We start from the raw sequence: 16,371 nt of genomic DNA, 5'->3' as shown, positions 1-16,371 counted from the left end.
GACCTTTTACGGGTCCAGGGTAGAGCCCTGGTATCTCGGGAGCTCCGCCCCCGAACCCCGCCAAAGGGCTTGCCCTATGGGATCCAAGTCGTGGGCGCGTTAGACCGAGGCTTCGAGGGCGCGCTCCAGGATGTCCACGCCCAGATCGATCTCCGCGTCGGAGACGGTCAGCGGCGGCGCGATGCGGAACACGCCGCCCATGCCGGGCAACTGCACGATGTTCATGCTGAGGCCGAGATCCAGACAGCGCCGGGTGATCGCGTCGCCGAGTTCGGGCGCCGGCACCTTGGTCCGGCGATCGGCCACGATCTCCATCCCCTGGAGCAGGCCGCGACCCCGCAGGTCACCGATGCAGGCGAAGCGCTGCTGCAAGGCGCGAAGGCGCGCGCTTAGTTTTTCGCCCGCCTCCGCGGCCCGGGCGGCGAGCCCATCCCGCTGGACGATCTCCAATACCTTCAGGCCGACCGCCGCCGGGAGCGGGTCGGAGACATGGGTGGTGTAGAACAGGAAGCCGCGGGCGTGGCAGGTTTGTTCGATCTCGGCCGTGGTGACCAGCGCGGAGAGCGGCAGACCGGCACCGAGGGTCTTCGACAGGGTCAGGATGTCCGGGGCCACACCGTCGCGCTCGCAGGCGAACATCAGGCCGGTGCGGCCGATACCGGTCTGGGCCTCGTCGAGGATCAGCAGCATGCCCCGCTCGACGCATTTGCGCTTCAGCGCGGCCAGGTAGCCGAGGGGCAGCTCGATGATGCCGCCCGAACTGAGAATCGGCTCGGCCAGGAAGGCCGCGAGGTTGCCGGTCGATTGCTGGTCGATCAGCGCGAAGGCGTAGTCCAGCTCGGCCTGCCAATCCCCGGCGCCATCGGCCACGAATGCCGGCCGGTAGGCATTGGGAACCGGGATCGCGAAGGATCCGATCGCGGCTGGCCCGTAGCCCTTGCGGCCGGCGCTGTAGGTCGCCGCGGCAGCCCCGGCGGTCATGCCGTGCCAGGATTGGGCAAAGCTCACCACCTCCCAGCCTCCGGTGGCGAGCTTGGCCATGCGCAGGGCCGCCTCGTTGGCTTCGCCGCCGGTGGTCAGCAGCATGGACCGTTCGAGGCCGCCGGGCGCCAGACGGGCCAGCTCCGTGGCAAGGTCGACCACAGGTCGGGTCAGCATGCCGCTGAACAGGTGGTCGAGATTCGCGGCGTGATGCGCCACCACGGCGGCGATCTCGGGATGCCCGTGGCCGAGGATCGCGCTCATCTGGCCGGAGGTGAAGTCGAGGATGCCGCGGCCGTCGGCATCGTACACGAAGCTGCCCTGCGCGCGCTCGATGATCACCGGTGCGAAGGTCCCGCCATAGCGCACGAGATGCCGGCGCGCCCGGGTCCAGAAATCGGGGTCTGCGTTCCGCGTCATGGCTCGTTCGGATCCGGTGAAGGTCCCGCCATGCTAGGCACGCGAGCGCCGTCACGGTAGCTGATAGATCTGAACCGAGGCTTCAGAAAATTTGATGGCTGCAGCCCTGGATATCGACCTGCTGCGCAGCTTCGCCCTCGTCGCCGAGACCGGCGCCTTGAGCCGTGCCGCCGAGCGGGTCGGGCGAAGCCAAGCGGCGCTCAGCATGCAGATGAAGCGCCTGGAGGATATCGTCGGCCAAGCGCTGCTGACCCGGACCGGGCGCGGTGTACTCCTGACGGTCCATGGCGAGCGCCTGCTGGTCCATGCGCGCCGGATCCTGGCCGCACACGACGACGCCCTGGCGGAACTCTCGGGCGGCCGACTGGATGGGACGCTGCGCTTCGGCTGTCCGGACGATTACGCCGATGCGTTCCTTCCGGCGCTGCTGCGCAGCTTCGCGCAACTGCACCCCGCGGTGGTGATCGAGGTGGTCTGCGCGGCCACGCCCCGGCTGGTGAACCGTTTCGAGCGCGGCGGCCTAGACCTGGCGCTGATCTCGGTTCCGCTCGACGCGGAGCGAGAGATCCTGCGGCGCGAGGCGCTCGTCTGGGTCGGCGCCAAGGACGGCGCGACCGACTGGCCGGACCCGCTCCGGCTGGCGCTGGGCGACCCGGATACGCTGGATCATCGCGCGGCGCTCGCATCTTTCGACCAGACCGGGCGCAGCTACCGGATCGCCTATGCCAGCGGCAGCCTCTCCGGGCTTCTAGCGGTGGTGCGCTCCGGGCAGGCAATCGCGGTGCTGACCCAGGCCGCCGTGCCGGGGGATCTGCGCATCCTCGCGCGCACCGCCGGATTGCCGCCCCTGCCGAAGATCGGCCTCGTGGTCCGCGTCGACGAGCGACACGCCTCGCCGCTGACCCGCACCTTCGCGGCGCATATCCGGACCCTGCTGCCGGTGCTCTGATCCTGCCCGCTCGCCATCAGGCCAGCGCCGAGACCGCGATCACAGGAGGCCGATGGCCGCGCATCGATGGCACCAAACACCGATGGAAAGAGGCGTTCGATGATGTCTCAAACAAGGTTCAAACCGCCTCTTGGCGGCAAGATCCCGCTTGAACCTGCGATCTCGGTCCGATGATGATCGAAGGCGAAACAATCGTCAGACCGTCTCGGAGAACCATTTGTCGGTTATCCTCGGCCAAAGCGAGACGATCTTTTTGTTATCGACGTTAATCCAGTGAACGTCGACGCTCGGATGCTCAGTTTTGAAATCTCTGTAGTTTGCGTCGTTGGCCATCAGATAGAAGCTGATCGCATTTGCAACATTGACATCAATATGAGTGATTTTGTATAGATAGGCTTCCCAATCTGCGGCCTGCTTGGCTTGCTGGACCGTCTTTGTTTCGACGATCGACGGTTCGAAGACCGCCGTCGTTGCACGATCGCTCGAAACCCGGGATGCTGAAGCCACGTCGCCGCTCGCGCTCCTATCCAAGCGCGTATCGCCGGCGAGCACGGGCCGTGGTGCGTTCTCGGCGTTCTGGAGCGGCGAGGTTTCGACCTGGTGTGGGAGAAACACGACCGCATCCTGTGCGGACGCCTTAGCCTGGACGAGAGACAGAACGGCATCGGCCGTCTGAGTCGACAGGGCGTAAGTCGCCCGCGGATCCAGCACCACCGGCGCAGGAAGAATATTGGCTATCACCGACGCGACCCGCTCCGGCGCATCGACCTGTAGAGGCCTGGATGCGGCGACGGACGTAGCCGCGACAGGGCTGACAGCGAACATCTCACGAACTCCAAGCACTTGGTTTGACGACATTCCGCATCAAATCGCCCCTCACCGAAACTCTACAGTTATGATTTAAGTATTCCGATTGAAGTCAGTATTATTTTCATGATAACTAAAGAAATTTAAATAAATTCATTTGCTTTTTGTTTTATTCCCGAATTTAAATATCGACAATCGCAAATCAGCGCGGTGATTGCGACGCTGCCAGCCGCACGAGCTGGCAGCGTCCCTTTTCAGCATCCAAAATAACTTCGACCGCATGAATGCACGTCGCCGAATGGCTGATACGCATTACCAAGCGCAATAAGGACCGAAATATGATTGCAAAATCGCTGGGATTAAAATACGCGGCGCGCCGCCATCGTGCGCCAAGTCTTCCGAAGGCTATCATGGCCGAGGAAGAGACCGCCTGGAGCTTCATACTCCAGGGTTAGGAGTAGGCACATCGCAGCCTTGACTTGTCAACTTGCCGTGCGACCAAGCAGCGCACGGGAAATGTCCCTGCACTCTGACGCGGATATTCTTTACCGCTTGCCTGATGATACGTCCGTCGCGGATCAGGATTTGACGTTCTCAGCGATACTGATCACGCTGCGACATTCGCGTCTCTGATCGGCCTAGCCGTAACGTCCCAGCCCACCACAGAAATCTGATTTTGTGAGCGGCGTCACGATCGCAAGGCGGCACGATTCGGTGTCGGATAGGCCCTCCGCCCGCGGTAAGCGGCTGCCGTGCGCGTCCCCGCCCGCGAATCAGTCGCTGGCATCCGAGCGTGCTCAGGCGCGCGCCGACGCGACGGCCCGGGCGCGGCCCCGTCCAAGGCCCACAACCAGCAGGCAGCCGGCACCCGAGAGCACCACCAGCGGCAGCAGGCCGAGCGGGTAGCTGCCGGTGGCGTCCTTGATCACACCGAGCAGGTAGGTGCCGACGAACCCGCCGATATTGCCGATGGCGTTGATCTGCGCGATGCCGGCCGCCGCTGCGCCGGCCGAAAGCCATTCGGTGGAGAGCGCCCAGAACGGCCCTTTCACCATGTAGGTGGCCGTGACGGCGAGGCACAGGATCAGGATCGTCGGCAGCAATTGTGCGGTGGCGATCGAGGCCGCCAGGCTCAAGGCCAGCAGGCCGAGCGGCAAAGCGGTGTGCCAGACCCGCTCGCGCCGCTTGTCCGAGGAGCGGCCCCACAGGATCATCAGAACCGAGGCGATGCCGAACGGAATCGAGTTCAGCAGGCCGGTCTCCAGGTTCGTCAGCCCGAACGACTTGATGATCTGCGGCTGCCAGAGCGACAGGCATTGGCTGGCGCCCGATGCCCCGGCGTAGATCAGCGAGGCAGCCAGCACGTAGCGGTTGCGCATCACCTGCCAGACCGAGAGGTGCCGGGCCGGCGCCGCCTCGCCCGCGACCACCGAGGCGCGCTCGGCGGCGAGCCGGTCCTGGAGCCACGCGCTCTGCTGCGGCGTGAGCCACCGTGCCTTTCCGGGTCCGTCCGGCAGGATCGCGATGGCGACAAGCCCCAGCAGCACTGCCGGCAGCGCCTCCAGGATGAACAGCCACTGCCAGCCGCGGAAGCCGAGCATCCCGTCGGTGTTGAGGATCGACGCGGAGATCGGCGAGCCGAGGAAGCTGGAGATCGGGATCGCGACCATGAACACGGCCACGATCCGCCCCCGATAGGCGCGGGGGAACCAGTAGGTCAGGTACAGGATCACCCCGGGGAAGAAGCCCGCCTCGGAGGCGCCGAGCAGCAGCCGGACGACGTAGAACGACGTGGGGCCGACGACGAAGGCCATGGCGGCCGAGACGAGGCCCCAGGTGATCATGATCCGGGCGATCCAGATCCGGGCGCCGAACCGCTCCATGGCGAGGTTGCTCGGCACCTCGCACAGAACGTAGGACACGTAGAACAGCCCGCCGCCCAGGCCGAACTGCGCCGCGGAGAGGCCGATATCGTGGTTCATCTGCAGCGCCGCGAAGCCGGCATTCACCCGGTCAAGGAAGGCGATGAAGTAGGCGAGCATCAGGAATGGGAGGATCCGCCAGGTGACCTTGCGCAGGGTCTCCCGCTCGATCTCCGGGACGGCGTCCGGTACGTTCGTCGGGGCCATCGCAATCCTCCGGGCTCGATCAGCCCCCGCTTGGATCATAGGCAGCCCGGCGACCAGTCCCGGGCCCGACAACTTCGCTCGACTGTCATAGCCGCCCAGCAGACGCGCCTTCGCGTGCGCGATACGCGCGAATAGCCGCCGCCTCCCCGCCTGGCCGGTTTGCCCGCGGCCCGAGGACATGCGAGAGAAGCCGCATGTTGACGGTCGATAGCCTCTGGCGCGTGCGGCACCGGCTCGCGCAGATCGGGAAGAAGCGAACGGGCTCGCCCCGTATCCTCGTGGTTGGCGTGTGCCAGGCCGGCTCGATGGCCAAGGTGCTGCGCTTCCTGCTGCCGGACGCGCAGGTCGATTTCGTCTCGGCCTTCACGGCGACCCGCCGTTTCCCGAAGCTCGTCGACCTGATGGCGCATGCCGACGGCTACGACCATGTCTATTCCAGCATCTACCTGCCGCGCTTCAAGGATGGCGGCACGATCGACCGGTTTCGAACCCACCCCAAGGTTCGGCTGATCCCGACCATCGTGTTCGGCGCCTACCATCCCGACTTGATCCATGTCGGCGTGCAGGATGCCGTCTCGCTGAACGGCCTGATCTCCGGCCCGATGGGACATTCGCACTCGGCGATCACGCTCTACGCCTACCTGGCGGGTTTTTCACAGGCGCAGGCTTTGCGCCTGTTCGCCGAGCCGGTGTTCGAGCGGCTGGGCTATTTCGACCTCTGGAACGAATCCGTGTCCTACCTGCGCGGCCTAGGCGCCCAGGCGGAGTACGATCTCGATACCCACCTCACACGCTGGGCACGTCGCGGGTGCTTCATGCACTCGATCAACCACACCAAGCTCTATGTCGTGGCCGACCTCGCCCGCGGGCTGCTCACTAAGTCAGGCGTCGCCTATCCCGAGTGCGACCTCGACGCGTTCGTGCCCGACGACCTCGGCGGCCAAGGCAGCTGGCCGGTCTACCCTGAGATCGCCGCGCATTACGGCATTCCCGGCAGCGCTCTGTTCTTCAAGGCGGAGACGCGCCGCTCGGGCCCCCCCCGCACGATGACGCGGGCGGAATTCGTGGCCGCGGCCTACGCGAATTACGATCGACGCCCGCGCGAGGCTCTGGTCTCGCAGCGCGTTCAGGGCTGGCGCAACGATCCGGCCACCGTGGACTTCTTCCGCGAGGCCGCGGGCCGGGACATCAGCCCGATCCGGCCGGCCGGACGCACCCCGGCGGTCGCCGCGGGCAGCCTGGCCGGCCACGCATCCTGAAACGACGGCACTGTCTCCCCTCTACCGGCGCACCGCGCAGTCCGGGCCGGGGCCTACTGAGGTTGGGGAGCCTGATGAGTCGTGAGCCGCACAAGCAGGGTCGCGCCGGATCCTACGGGATCGCGGCGGTCCTGACGTTTCTCGGCTCCGCGGCGAGCCTCGTCGGCTGGAGCCGATTTGCCGTGAACCGGCAGATGGATCTGCCGCCGGCCCTGCCCGGCCGGCAGGAGCGGATCTCGACGGACCGCGCCGGTGTGGTCTCGTTCTACGGGTCGAACGATGTGGAGGGCGTGCCGCTCCTGCTGATCCATTCGATCAACGCCGCCGCGAATGCCTACGAGGTTCGCCCCCTCTACAAGCATTACCGCAAGTCCCGTCCGGTCTACGCCCTCGACCTGCCGGGCTTCGGGTTCTCCGAACGCTCGCGCCGCCGCTACACGCCTCGCTTGATGGTGGAGGCGATCAACGCGGCCGTGGCCGAGATCCGCCGCCGGCACCGGGACGGGGCAATCGACGCCATGGCGCTGTCGCTGTCGTGCTCCTACCTCGCCCGTGCGGCCCTCGAGCGGCCCGACGATTACCGCAGCGTCGGCCTGATCAGCCCGACAGGCTTCGACGCACGGCTCTCCGGCGAAGGACCGCCGGACGGCCACCGCGGTCGGGATATTGTGCGTGATCTTCTGGATCGAAAACCGTTCGGCCGGCCTCTGTTCGACGCGCTTGCCTCGCGTCCGAGCATGCGCTTCTTCCTGCAAAAGACGTTCGGCTCAAAGGACATCGACGAGGGCCTGTTCGCGTATGACTATGCCTCGGCGCATCAGCCGGGCGCCGAGCACGCCCCCTATTGCTTCATCGCCGGCCACCTGTTCCCGACCGATACGACGCGGCTCTACGAAGAGCTGCGCCTGCCGGTCTGGATGGTGCACGGACGACGCGGCGACTTCGTCGATTACCGGCTGGCGCCCCGGGTCGCCGGCCGGCCGAACTGGCGCGTGGTCAGCCTGCCGACCGGCGCCTTCCCGCATTTCGAGCGGATCGACGACATGACGGCCGATTACGACGCCTTCCTGGCGGATCTCACCTGGGCCCCGCCTCGGCCACCGGCGTGATGCGGTAGCGCAGCCAGACGACGCCGCCCGATAACGGCTCGCAGGACGTCAGCTCCAGCTTGCACCGGCTACCCATCGAGTCTTCCTCCTCCCCGGCGAAGTCGAATAGGGCCGGCGTGCCGGACACGCCGTCGACCGCCGGAGCGAGCAGCAGGCTCAGCTCATCGATCACGCCGGCTTTCAGCATCGAGCCGTTGATGTGGCCGCCGCCCTCGACCAGGAGCCGCTCGATCCCGAACAGCGCGCGCAGCTTGGTCACCGCCAGCGCGAAATCGACCGTCTTCTCGCCGGCAAACAGGTAGGATTGGCCGCCGGCCCGCAGCGCCCTCAGGTGCTCGTCCGGCACGGATTCCGTCAGCACGACCACGATGTGGTCGCCCTCGATCTCGTTCCGGGCGCCCCAATCCAGGCGGCCGCGAGCGTCGAGGGCCACGGCGTAGCCCGAGGCCCCGGGTTTCGCCACGTGATCCTCCCGCGGGATTGGGCTCGTATCGTCGAGGACCGGTTCTGGCAGCGGGTCGGCGCTGTCGGTGTAGCCTTGCATGGTCACCCGCCCGCACATCCAGGCATCGCCGTTCAGTGCGCCGTGGACGCGCTCGTAATGGCTGTCGGCGTCGAGGGTCTTCCAGCGACGGACCTTGATCCGGCCGTCCACCGAAGTGGTCATGTGGCAGATGACGTAGGGGCGCTGTGCGTCGGCCATGGTGCGTTCCGGATGTGGGATTCTATCGGAACGATAGGGGCGAAAGGCTGGGCGGCAACGCGCAAGCCGGTTTTCCAGCGCGTCAGCGCAGGTGCAGGAGGCGGCGCAGCCGGTCGATGAGGTGGGGCTTCAATTCCCGCCGGACCCGGCTTTCCGCGAAAGCATCGACCGAAAACCGGTCCGTCGGCACGCGCCGCAGGAACCGCTCGGCGATCTCGTAGACCACGAGGTCGGGCTTCACCGCGGCGACGTAGGCCCAATCGATCTCGGCGGACCAGATCGCGTGGACCTCGCAAAAACTCTCGGCCAGCATCGCGGTGAGCCGCGGTCCCTGGTCGAACACGTAGGAATCGCCGAACAGCACGATGCGTCGGGGATCGGCGGCCTCGGGATTGTGCATCACGGCGCGCGACCCGACGAAAAAACCGCCCCGGCCGGCGACCCGGCCGGTCTCACGCAGATGCACCAGCGCGTTGGCCTCGCTGCGCTGCGCATGCCGCGGGAAATCGTGGGCGAAATAGGCCTCATCCACGGGCGGCGAGAGCTTGCCGCCGAGGTCGAACACGAAGTGCTCGATATGCCCGGTCGCCGCGACCACATGGGCGGCCGGGGCGATCCCGAGCGCGGCGCACAGCGCTCGGTAGGCGGCGATATAGCCGCGATGGTTCCAGTGCGTGTCGGTTTGCAGGTAGACCGGCCCCTCGGCCCGCGCCGCACGCAGGGGCTCGTACAGGTCGACCCGTTCTGCCTCGGTTTCCGCCAGGAGCCGGCCGAGCCGCGCGCCGGGCGGGTCGTTCAGGTTCGGGAACGGCCGGTCGAGCGTGTCGGCATGGATCGCGATCTTTTCCGGCACGATCGCGTGGACGTAGGTCGCGCCCAGCGCTTTCGCCCGGCGGACGCGGGCCTCGACCAGCCGCACCCAGCGGCGGAGCAGGCGGCGGGTCGCCGCGGACTCGGTGTAGAGATCGACCAGGTCGTTCTTGCGGCCGATCCAGAACAGCCAGCCGTCCCGCCCGACCGCGATACCGCGCACGCCTGTCTGAGACAAAATCCGCTCATCCCCCCTGATCGCCCGCAGGCGGCGCCGACACATGCCGCCCGTCGGCGCGGGACACAAGCCGGAAACATCGCTCTGCGGCCGCGTCCCGAATCACGTTCGGCCGGGGGCGGCGCGATCCAAGCCATCGAAGCCGGCTACGCGCCGTGGAGAAACACGCCCCAGCACAGGACGGTCAGCGTCGAGACCGCCGTCGAGAGCGCGACGATCAGGGACGCCGCCGCCACATCGCTGCGCAGCTGCGCGGCGAAGACCACGACATTGCCCGCCACCGGCAGCAGGCCGAGGAGTCGCACCGTATTTAGGTTCTCCGTTGCGACCGGCACTCCGACGAGGGCGAACAGGCCGATGACGGCCGCGATCGCGCCGACCGATGCGACGTGGCGCCAGATCACTAGTTGCAGCGTCCCCCGGATCGCGGCGGCGGTGAAGCGGACCTGGCTGGCCCCCAGCCCGACCACCATCATCCCGCAGCCCGACATTAGCAGGGTCACCATCTGGAACGGCGCCTCCGTGCCGGGGGGCAGCAGGTCGCGGAACCCGAGGGCCTGACCGGCAAGCCCGGCACCGAAGGCATACAGCGCCGGGGTGGTGGCGACCTTCCACAGGCTCGTCCTGACCGAGAACCGATCCCGCGCCACGCAATAGAACCCAACGGTGTTGCCGAAGATCAGCCCGCCGACATAGGCCATGATCAGGATCGGCAGGCTGTCGGGGCCGAACAGCGCCAGGCCGGTCGGGACCCCGAACCAGCCGATATTGGTGTAGCTGAACGCGCAGAACGCCAGCCGGCGGGGAACATCGGTCTTGCACCGCGGCACGATCAGCGCGGCGCACAGCACCATCACCGTGCTGAAGGCCATCGACAGGGCGACGTTGCCGATCGCCGCGCCAAACTTCAGTGCCAGGGCGTTCTTGAACACGACCAGCGGGATCAGGACGTACATCAGCAGGCTGGAGAGGTGTCGGAGCCAGTCGCGACCCGACAGGCGTCCGACACAGAACCCAGCGGCGATGGCGCCGTAGGCCGGCGCCATCCGCGTCATGAGATCACCGGCCAAGTGCATGGCTGCGTACATCGGTTTCCATCCACCTCAATTTTTTCGATTGACCGATTTAATTACTTTTATTTAGTCAAAATTATAAGTAGATCAAATTATTAGCCAATGCTATGGCCGACAAAGCGACGTTTCTCGTTCTAAAACTCGAGTCATGCGCAGAAAGATTTTGAAAACATCTGCCGAGATCGAATTCGTATCGGGACGGATGCGGATTCAGGACGTTGGCGGCCGCAACGAAAGAACCGTAGATCACCTGGACATGCGAACTGAAGATCCACAATCGCGGCTCGTGACCGAGCCACTTCGCGTCAGCCTCTGAGGTTCGCGATGGCGCGCCGAACAAGGACGCTGCCGCTCGGCATGCCGGTCGCCCCACCCGAGCGGGCCAAGGCGCGCTGGGTGGTCGAGGCCCTGCGCGTCGCCATCCGCGAGGGCCGGGTGGTGCCGGGCAGCCGGGTGCCGAGCACCCGCGACCTAGCCGGACAATGGGGCGTCAGCCGCGGCCTCGTGAGCGCGGCTTACGAGGAACTACAGGGTGAGGGCCTGCTGGAATCCGCGCCCGGATCGGGGACCTATGTGCGCGCGGGCGCCGTCGATCCCCAGCCCGATGGTGCCGAGGGCGCGCCGCCGCGCGCAAAAACCGAATCCGGCTGGATCCGGGTGAATCCCGAGCGGCCGTTCATCGCCCGGGAGACCGACGTCACGCAGTTCCCGATCGGCGTCTGGAAGAGGCTGGCGCAGCGCGTCCTGTCGGAGGCCGACACGCAATTCTTCTACGACCCGGACCCGGCCGGCTCGGAGGAACTCAGAGTTCAGGTGGCACGCTATCTCGGCTTCGCCCGGGGCATCCGCTGCGATCCCGACGACATCCTCATCACCACCGGAACCCGGCACAGCCTGGATCTATGCCTGCGCTGTCTCGCCCGGCCCGGCGATCGCGTCTGGACCGAGTCGCCGGGCTATGCCGGGGCCGAGGCCCTGATCCGGTCACACGGTCTCACGGCCGTCCCGGTCCCGGTGGATACCGACGGCTTCCAGGTCGAGATCGCCGAGGCGATCGCCCCGGAGGCGACGCTGTGCCTCCTCACCCCGTCGCACCAATCCCCGCTCGGCGTCCGGCTGTCGCTCGATCGGCGAACCCGGATGCTGGCATGGGCCGCGCGGCGCGACGCCTACATCGTCGAGGACGATTACGACGGGGAATTCGTCTTCGAGCCGATCCGGGTTCCGGCGTTCAAGGCCATGGATGCCGCGGACCGGATCATCCATGCCGGGAGCTTCAACAAGAGCTTATTTCCGACGCTGCGGATCGGCTACATGGTCGTGCCGCGGGCGATCCGCGCCCGCATGCGCACCCTGCGGGCCGATACCGGGCGGGGCAACGGCACCCTGGACCAGGGCATCCTGTCCCGGTTCATCGCCGAGGGCCATTTCGCGCAGCACATCCGCCGCATGGAGCGGGTCTACAAGGACAAGTGCGCCCAGAGCCTGGAGGCGATTCGACAGGGCTATGGCGGCCCGCTCGGCGTGCTCGGGGCGCATGGCGGCTTCCATTTCTTCCTACGCCTGCCCGATGGGCTGGACGCGGCGCGTTTCGAGGACAACTGTCGCCACAACGGGCTGATCCTGCAAACCGCCGCCCTGCATGGCGCGGAGCGGCGCGAAACCGGTATCGTGGTGGGGTATTCGTCGCTGACATCCGAGACGATCGATCGGGCCGGCACGCTGCTCGGCCGGCTCCTGCGCGCCGGTTGAGGCCCCGGCTTCCCCACATGGTGGACCGGTCCCATCCCGATCCTCTAAGTGTAAGGCCGCCGCCCGGAGCGGCGACAGACCGTGGAATCCGATGATCGACCTGACGCTCGAGGCCGCCCGCAGCATCGTGGACACCGCCCTGCGCGAAGCCCGCACGCGCGGTCTGAAGCCGATGGCCGTCGTGGTATACGATGCCCGCGGCGCGCTCAAATCCGTCGCGGTCGAGGACGGCACGTCCCTGCGCCGGGCCGAGATCGCCAGCGGCAAGGCCAACGGCGCCCTGGCGCTCGGTCTCGGTTCCCGGGCAATCCACACCCGGGCCGAGGCGCAGCCCTATTTCGTGGCGGCGGTGAGCCATGTCGCCGGCCCCGCCGCGCTGGTGCCGGTGGCGGGCGGCGTGCTGATCCGCTCCCGAGAGGGCCGGTTGCTCGGTGCGGTCGGCATCTCCGGCGACACCTCCGACAACGACGAGATCTGTGCGGTGGCGGGCATCGAAGCCGTCGGCCTGGTGCCCGAGACCGGCGCCTGATCATGGCGATCCGCCGGCGCGCGTGGCTGGCCGGCGCCGCCGCCCTCGCGGCCGTGCGACCAGCTCGCGCCGGCGAATCCGGGCTCTACCGGCGCGGCAACGATGCGGACCCGGAGACGCTCGATCCGCACCGCTCCTCCTCGGTGGCGGAGGCGCATATCCTGCGCGACCTGTTCGACGGCCTCCTCACTTACGACAATTACGGGGCCATCATTCCGGGCGCCGCCCGCGCCTGGACCGCCTCGGATGACGGCCTGACCTTCCGCTTCGCATTGCGCCCGGACGGCAAATGGTCGAACGGCGAGCCGGTGACCGCGGAGGATTTCGTCTACGCGTTCCGCCGCATGCTCGCCCCGGCCACGGGCGCGAAATACGCCGAGATCCTGTCTCCGATTCGCGGCGCGGCGGCTTTCAACCGCGGCGAGAGCGCCGGCGATGCCCTCGGGGTCACCGCGGAAGGTCCGCTCGCGTTCACAATCACCCTCGAACAGCCGACGCCCTACTTCCTCGAACTCCTGACCCACCAGACCGCCCTGCCGGTGCACCGGGCCTCGGTGGAGCGCTACGGCGACTCCTTCACCCGCCCGGGCAACTTCGTGACCAACGGCCCCTATCGGCTGATCGATCGGGTGCCGGGCGGCGCGATCACCCTGGAGGTCAATCCGCACCATCCCGACGCCGGCCCGATCCCGATCCGGCGCGTCGCCTTCCTGCCGATCTCGGACCTGTCGGCGGCGGTGCGCCGCTACGCCGCCGGGGAACTCGACTCGCTGTCCCAGCTCCCGGTCGACCAGATCGTCGACCTGCGCCGCCGCTTCGGCACGCAGGTGGTTCTCGGACCCTCGCTCGGCCTCGAAGCCCTGATGGTCGACACCCGCAAGGCGCCGTTCTCGGATCGGCGGGTCCGCCAAGCCCTGTCCCTGCTGATCGACCGCGAATACCTGGCCGACGGGCTCTACGGCGGCACCATGAGCCCGGCCTATTCCCTGTGCCCGCCGGGCATCGACAACTATCGCACGCCCCCCGAGACGGAAGGCCGGCAGGGCCTGCCGATCGACCACGAGGCGGAGGCGCGCCGCCTGCTGGCCGAGGCGGGGTTCGGCCCGGGCCGGCCGCTCACCGTGGAATACCGGTTCAACGTCAGCGACAACAACCGCAACAACGCGGTGGCGGTCGCCGAGATGTGGCGCGATCTCGGGATCGAGACCCGGTTCGTCTACACCGACGCCAAGACGCATTTCGCCTATCTGCGCGACGGCGGCGCCTTCGATGTCGCCCGCTACGCCTGGATCGCCGACTATTCCGACCCGCAGAATTTCTTGTTTCTGCTCCAGAGCGGCAACGATGGATTGAACGCCGGCCGCTGGTCTGACGCGGCCTATGACGCGCTCCTGGCCAAAGCCGCCTCTGAGCGCGACCTCGGCCGCCGCGCCGACCTGCTCTACGACGCCGAGACCATCGCGCTGCGCGAGCTGCCCTGGATCCCGCTGATGCATTACCGCTCGAAGGCGCTGATCGCGCCGCGGCTGCACGGCTACACGCCGAACGTCCGCAACGCCACGCCGACCCGCTTCCTGAGGCTCGACGCGTGATCCGCTTCATCCTGCGCCGCCTCGCGCAGTCGGTGCCGACCCTGTTCGCGGTCGTAGCCGTCAGCTTCTTCCTGATGCGGCTCGCCCCCGGCGGCCCGTTCGACCTGGAGCGTCCCCTGGCGCCCACCGCCATGGAGAACCTGCGCCGGGTCTACGGCCTCGACCAGCCGCTGATCGTGCAGTTCGGCCGCTACCTGGCGGCCCTGGCGCGGGGCGATCTCGGCCCGTCCTTCTCGTTCCGCGACATGAGTGTCCTCGACCTGATCGCCCGGGGACTGCCGGTCTCGGCGACGCTCGGCGCCCTGGCCCTGACGCTGGCGGCCGGCTTAGGGATCGGGCTCGGGACCGTGGCGGCGCTCCGGCGCGGCGGCGCCCTCGACCGGATGCTCGGCCTCGGGGCGGCGCTGACCCTGTCGCTGCCGAGCTTCGTCGTCGCGCCGCTCCTGCAGATCGTGTTCGGGTTGAGCCTCCGCTGGCTCCCCTTGAGCGGTTGGGAGGGCGGCGCCCCGAGCCACCTGATCCTGCCGGTGGTGACCCTGGCGCTGCCGCAGGTCGGCGCCCTGGCCCGGCTGACCCGCGCCTCGCTCGGCGAAGTCCTGCGCACCCAGCCGGTGCGGACCATGCGCAGCCTCGGCCTGCCGCCGTCCCGCATCACCCGGCACGCCCTGCGCGGCGCGCTCCTGCCGGTGGTGGCCTATCTGGCGCCGCTGGCAGCCGCCCTGCTCACCGGCTCCGTGGTTGTCGAGACCATCTTCGGCCTGCCCGGGATCGGCCGCTATTTCGTCGAGGGGGCGCTCAACCGCGACTACACGCTGGTGATGGGCACCGTCCTGCTGGTGGCGGCCCTGGTGATCGCCCTCAACCTGATCGCCGACCTCGCCTGCGCCTGGCTCGACCCGCGCCTGCGGAGCGCCGCGTGAGCGCCGCCCGCGCCAGGGCCGGCCCGGCCGCCCGCACCCTCGGCCGTCTTGCCCGCGAACGGGTGGCGATGGCCTCGCTCACCGTGCTGATCCTGATCGCCTTCGCCTGCCTGGTAGGGCCGGCGCTGACCGGACACGATCCGACGCGCGCCTATCCGGACCTGCGCCAGCTCCCGGCCGGCCTGGCAGCGCAGCCCGATCCCGACCACCTGCGGCCCGCGCTGGAACGCCTCGCCTTCCGCATCCGCGCCCGCCTCGACGACGTGGCCCGGGACGGCGATACGCTGCGCCTGACGCTGAGCTCCGAGGCCGGGATCGACCGGCGCAGCCTCGTCTACCTGCCGCGCTCCAACCTGTTCGGCGAGCCGAACGTGCTCGCCGATCCGGAAGGCGGGAAGCGCTTGGTCGTGGCGGTGCCGCTCCGGCGCCTGCATTTCCCGCTCGGCACCGACGTGCATGGCCGCGACCTGCTCAGCCGCTGCCTAGTCGCCGGACGGGTCTCGCTGCTGATCGGGCTCACCGCCACCCTGGTCGCCCTGCTCATCGGCGTCGGCTACGGCGCAACGGCGGGCTTCATCGGCGGCGCCGTCGATGCCGTGATGATGCGGCTGGTCGACGTGCTCTATGCCCTGCCGTTCGTGTTCTTCGTCATCCTGCTGCTGGTGTTCTTCAAGGCGAGCCTGACGCTGATGCTGGTGGTGATCGGCGCGGTGGAATGGCTCGACATGGCCCGGATCGTCCGCGCGCAGACCCTGTCGCTACGCGAGCGCGATTTCGTCCGCGCCGCCCGCGCCCTCGGGCTCGGGACGCCCCGCATCATTCTCCGCCACATCGTGCCGAACACCTTTGGGCCGGTGGCGGTGGCCGCGACCCTGCTGGTGCCGCGCGTGATCCTGCTGGAGAGTTTCCTGTCGTTCCTCGGGCTCGGCGTGCAGGAGCCGGACACGAGCTGGGGCGTCCTGATCGCCGAAGGCGCCCGGGCGATCGAATCGGCGCCGCACATGCTGGCTGGCCCGGCCGCGTTCCTGATCACCACGCTGGTCGCCCTGACGCTGCTCGGCGACGGCCTGGCTGATGCCGTCGATCCCAGGGCCGACTAG

14 protein-coding genes are annotated in these 16,371 nt (G+C 67.9%); 8 read left to right on the top strand and 6 right to left on the bottom strand.

The features are described from left to right. Nucleotides 1-99 precede the first annotated feature (99 nt). Nucleotides 100-1,401 carry an aspartate aminotransferase family protein gene (locus tag MKL09_RS28115; RefSeq protein WP_244025261.1) on the bottom strand — a complete coding sequence of 434 codons (1,302 nt, stop codon included), beginning with the start codon at nucleotides 1,399-1,401 and terminating at the stop codon, nucleotides 100-102. Between the two features lie 94 nt (nucleotides 1,402-1,495). Here MKL09_RS28115 and MKL09_RS28110 point away from each other — a divergent pair, with 94 nt between their 5' ends. Further along, complete coding sequence (locus MKL09_RS28110; protein ID WP_244025260.1) at nucleotides 1,496-2,350, top strand: LysR family transcriptional regulator; 855 nt, start codon at nucleotides 1,496-1,498, stop codon at nucleotides 2,348-2,350. A 195-nt stretch (nucleotides 2,351-2,545) separates the two neighbouring features. Here the strand turns inward: MKL09_RS28110 and MKL09_RS28105 are convergent, their stop codons facing one another. Both MKL09_RS28105 and MKL09_RS28100 read right to left on the bottom strand, forming a co-directional pair. Continuing rightward, a complete protein-coding gene (locus tag MKL09_RS28105; RefSeq protein WP_244025259.1) occupies nucleotides 2,546-3,175 on the bottom strand; it encodes a hypothetical protein in 630 nt (209 codons plus the stop codon). 779 nt (nucleotides 3,176-3,954) lie between these two features. Continuing rightward, a complete protein-coding gene (locus tag MKL09_RS28100; protein ID WP_244025258.1) occupies nucleotides 3,955-5,286 on the bottom strand; it encodes an MFS transporter in 1,332 nt (443 codons plus the stop codon). 194 nt (nucleotides 5,287-5,480) lie between these two features. Here MKL09_RS28100 and MKL09_RS28095 point away from each other — a divergent pair, with 194 nt between their 5' ends. Then, nucleotides 5,481-6,545, top strand: coding sequence for a WcbI family polysaccharide biosynthesis putative acetyltransferase (locus MKL09_RS28095; RefSeq protein WP_244025257.1), 1,065 nt, complete (start codon nucleotides 5,481-5,483; stop codon nucleotides 6,543-6,545). Nucleotides 6,546-6,619: 74 nt separating this feature from the next. After that, entirely contained in the window at nucleotides 6,620-7,654 is a 1,035-nt protein-coding gene (locus tag MKL09_RS28090) for an alpha/beta fold hydrolase (RefSeq protein ID WP_244025256.1), read from the top strand. Here MKL09_RS28090 and MKL09_RS28085 read toward each other — a convergent pair. The 3 genes from MKL09_RS28085 to MKL09_RS28075 all read right to left on the bottom strand — a co-directional run bounded on the left by MKL09_RS28085 (nucleotide 7,623) and on the right by MKL09_RS28075 (nucleotide 10,493). Further along, nucleotides 7,623-8,357 carry a dihydrofolate reductase family protein gene (locus tag MKL09_RS28085; RefSeq protein ID WP_244025255.1) on the bottom strand — a complete coding sequence of 245 codons (735 nt, stop codon included), beginning with the start codon at nucleotides 8,355-8,357 and terminating at the stop codon, nucleotides 7,623-7,625. The genes MKL09_RS28090 and MKL09_RS28085 overlap by 32 nt on opposite strands. Nucleotides 8,358-8,439: 82 nt before the next feature. After that, nucleotides 8,440-9,405 (bottom strand): alginate O-acetyltransferase AlgX-related protein, encoded by a 966-nt coding sequence (locus MKL09_RS28080; RefSeq protein ID WP_244025254.1) that lies wholly within the window; start codon nucleotides 9,403-9,405, stop codon nucleotides 8,440-8,442. Nucleotides 9,406-9,551: 146 nt separating this feature from the next. Beyond that, nucleotides 9,552-10,493: an AEC family transporter gene (locus MKL09_RS28075; protein WP_244025253.1), complete on the bottom strand. Its 942-nt coding sequence runs from the start codon at nucleotides 10,491-10,493 to the stop codon at nucleotides 9,552-9,554. A gap of 309 nt (nucleotides 10,494-10,802) precedes the next feature. Here MKL09_RS28075 and MKL09_RS28070 point away from each other — a divergent pair, with 309 nt between their 5' ends. The 5 genes from MKL09_RS28070 (at nucleotide 10,803) to MKL09_RS28050 (ending at nucleotide 16,371) form a co-directional block, all read left to right on the top strand. After that, entirely contained in the window at nucleotides 10,803-12,230 is a 1,428-nt protein-coding gene (locus MKL09_RS28070; protein ID WP_244025252.1) for a PLP-dependent aminotransferase family protein, read from the top strand. Nucleotides 12,231-12,321: 91 nt separating this feature from the next. Continuing rightward, complete coding sequence (locus MKL09_RS28065; RefSeq protein ID WP_244025251.1) at nucleotides 12,322-12,759, top strand: GlcG/HbpS family heme-binding protein; 438 nt, start codon at nucleotides 12,322-12,324, stop codon at nucleotides 12,757-12,759. Nucleotides 12,760-12,761: 2 nt separating this feature from the next. Next, nucleotides 12,762-14,351, top strand: coding sequence for a peptide ABC transporter substrate-binding protein (locus MKL09_RS28060; protein WP_244025250.1), 1,590 nt, complete (start codon nucleotides 12,762-12,764; stop codon nucleotides 14,349-14,351). Further along, nucleotides 14,348-15,271, top strand: a complete 924-nt coding sequence (locus MKL09_RS28055) for an ABC transporter permease (RefSeq protein ID WP_244025249.1) — start codon at nucleotides 14,348-14,350, stop codon at nucleotides 15,269-15,271. Before MKL09_RS28060 ends, MKL09_RS28055 begins: the two co-directional genes overlap by 4 nt. Then, a complete protein-coding gene (locus tag MKL09_RS28050; RefSeq protein WP_409567000.1) occupies nucleotides 15,268-16,371 on the top strand; it encodes an ABC transporter permease in 1,104 nt (367 codons plus the stop codon). The genes MKL09_RS28055 and MKL09_RS28050 overlap by 4 nt, the downstream gene beginning before the upstream one ends.

The sequence above is a fragment of the Methylobacterium sp. J-048 genome (genome assembly GCF_022829515.1).
In the GTDB taxonomy this organism is placed as follows: Bacteria; Pseudomonadota; Alphaproteobacteria; order Rhizobiales; family Beijerinckiaceae; genus Methylobacterium.
Note: the sequence above shows the minus strand (reverse complement) of the source record. Positions and strands in the feature narration are given on the sequence as shown.

Bases quoted from the DNA above. Each gene is read 5' to 3' on its own strand.
- MKL09_RS28075 (WP_244025253.1), bottom strand. From the start codon at position 10,493: ATGTACGCAGCCATGCACTTGGCCGGTGATCTCATGACGCGGATGGCG.
- MKL09_RS28085 (WP_244025255.1), bottom strand. From the start codon at position 8,357: ATGGCCGACGCACAGCGCCCCTACGTCATCTGCCACATGACCACTTCG.
- MKL09_RS28110 (WP_244025260.1), top strand. From the start codon at position 1,496: ATGGCTGCAGCCCTGGATATCGACCTGCTGCGCAGCTTCGCCCTCGTC.
- MKL09_RS28065 (WP_244025251.1), top strand. From the start codon at position 12,322: ATGATCGACCTGACGCTCGAGGCCGCCCGCAGCATCGTGGACACCGCC.
- MKL09_RS28105 (WP_244025259.1), bottom strand. From the start codon at position 3,175: ATGTTCGCTGTCAGCCCTGTCGCGGCTACGTCCGTCGCCGCATCCAGG.
- MKL09_RS28070 (WP_244025252.1), top strand. From the start codon at position 10,803: ATGGCGCGCCGAACAAGGACGCTGCCGCTCGGCATGCCGGTCGCCCCA.
- MKL09_RS28115 (WP_244025261.1), bottom strand. From the start codon at position 1,401: ATGACGCGGAACGCAGACCCCGATTTCTGGACCCGGGCGCGCCGGCAT.
- MKL09_RS28100 (WP_244025258.1), bottom strand. From the start codon at position 5,286: ATGGCCCCGACGAACGTACCGGACGCCGTCCCGGAGATCGAGCGGGAG.
- MKL09_RS28095 (WP_244025257.1), top strand. From the start codon at position 5,481: ATGTTGACGGTCGATAGCCTCTGGCGCGTGCGGCACCGGCTCGCGCAG.
- MKL09_RS28090 (WP_244025256.1), top strand. From the start codon at position 6,620: ATGAGTCGTGAGCCGCACAAGCAGGGTCGCGCCGGATCCTACGGGATC.
- MKL09_RS28060 (WP_244025250.1), top strand. From the start codon at position 12,762: ATGGCGATCCGCCGGCGCGCGTGGCTGGCCGGCGCCGCCGCCCTCGCG.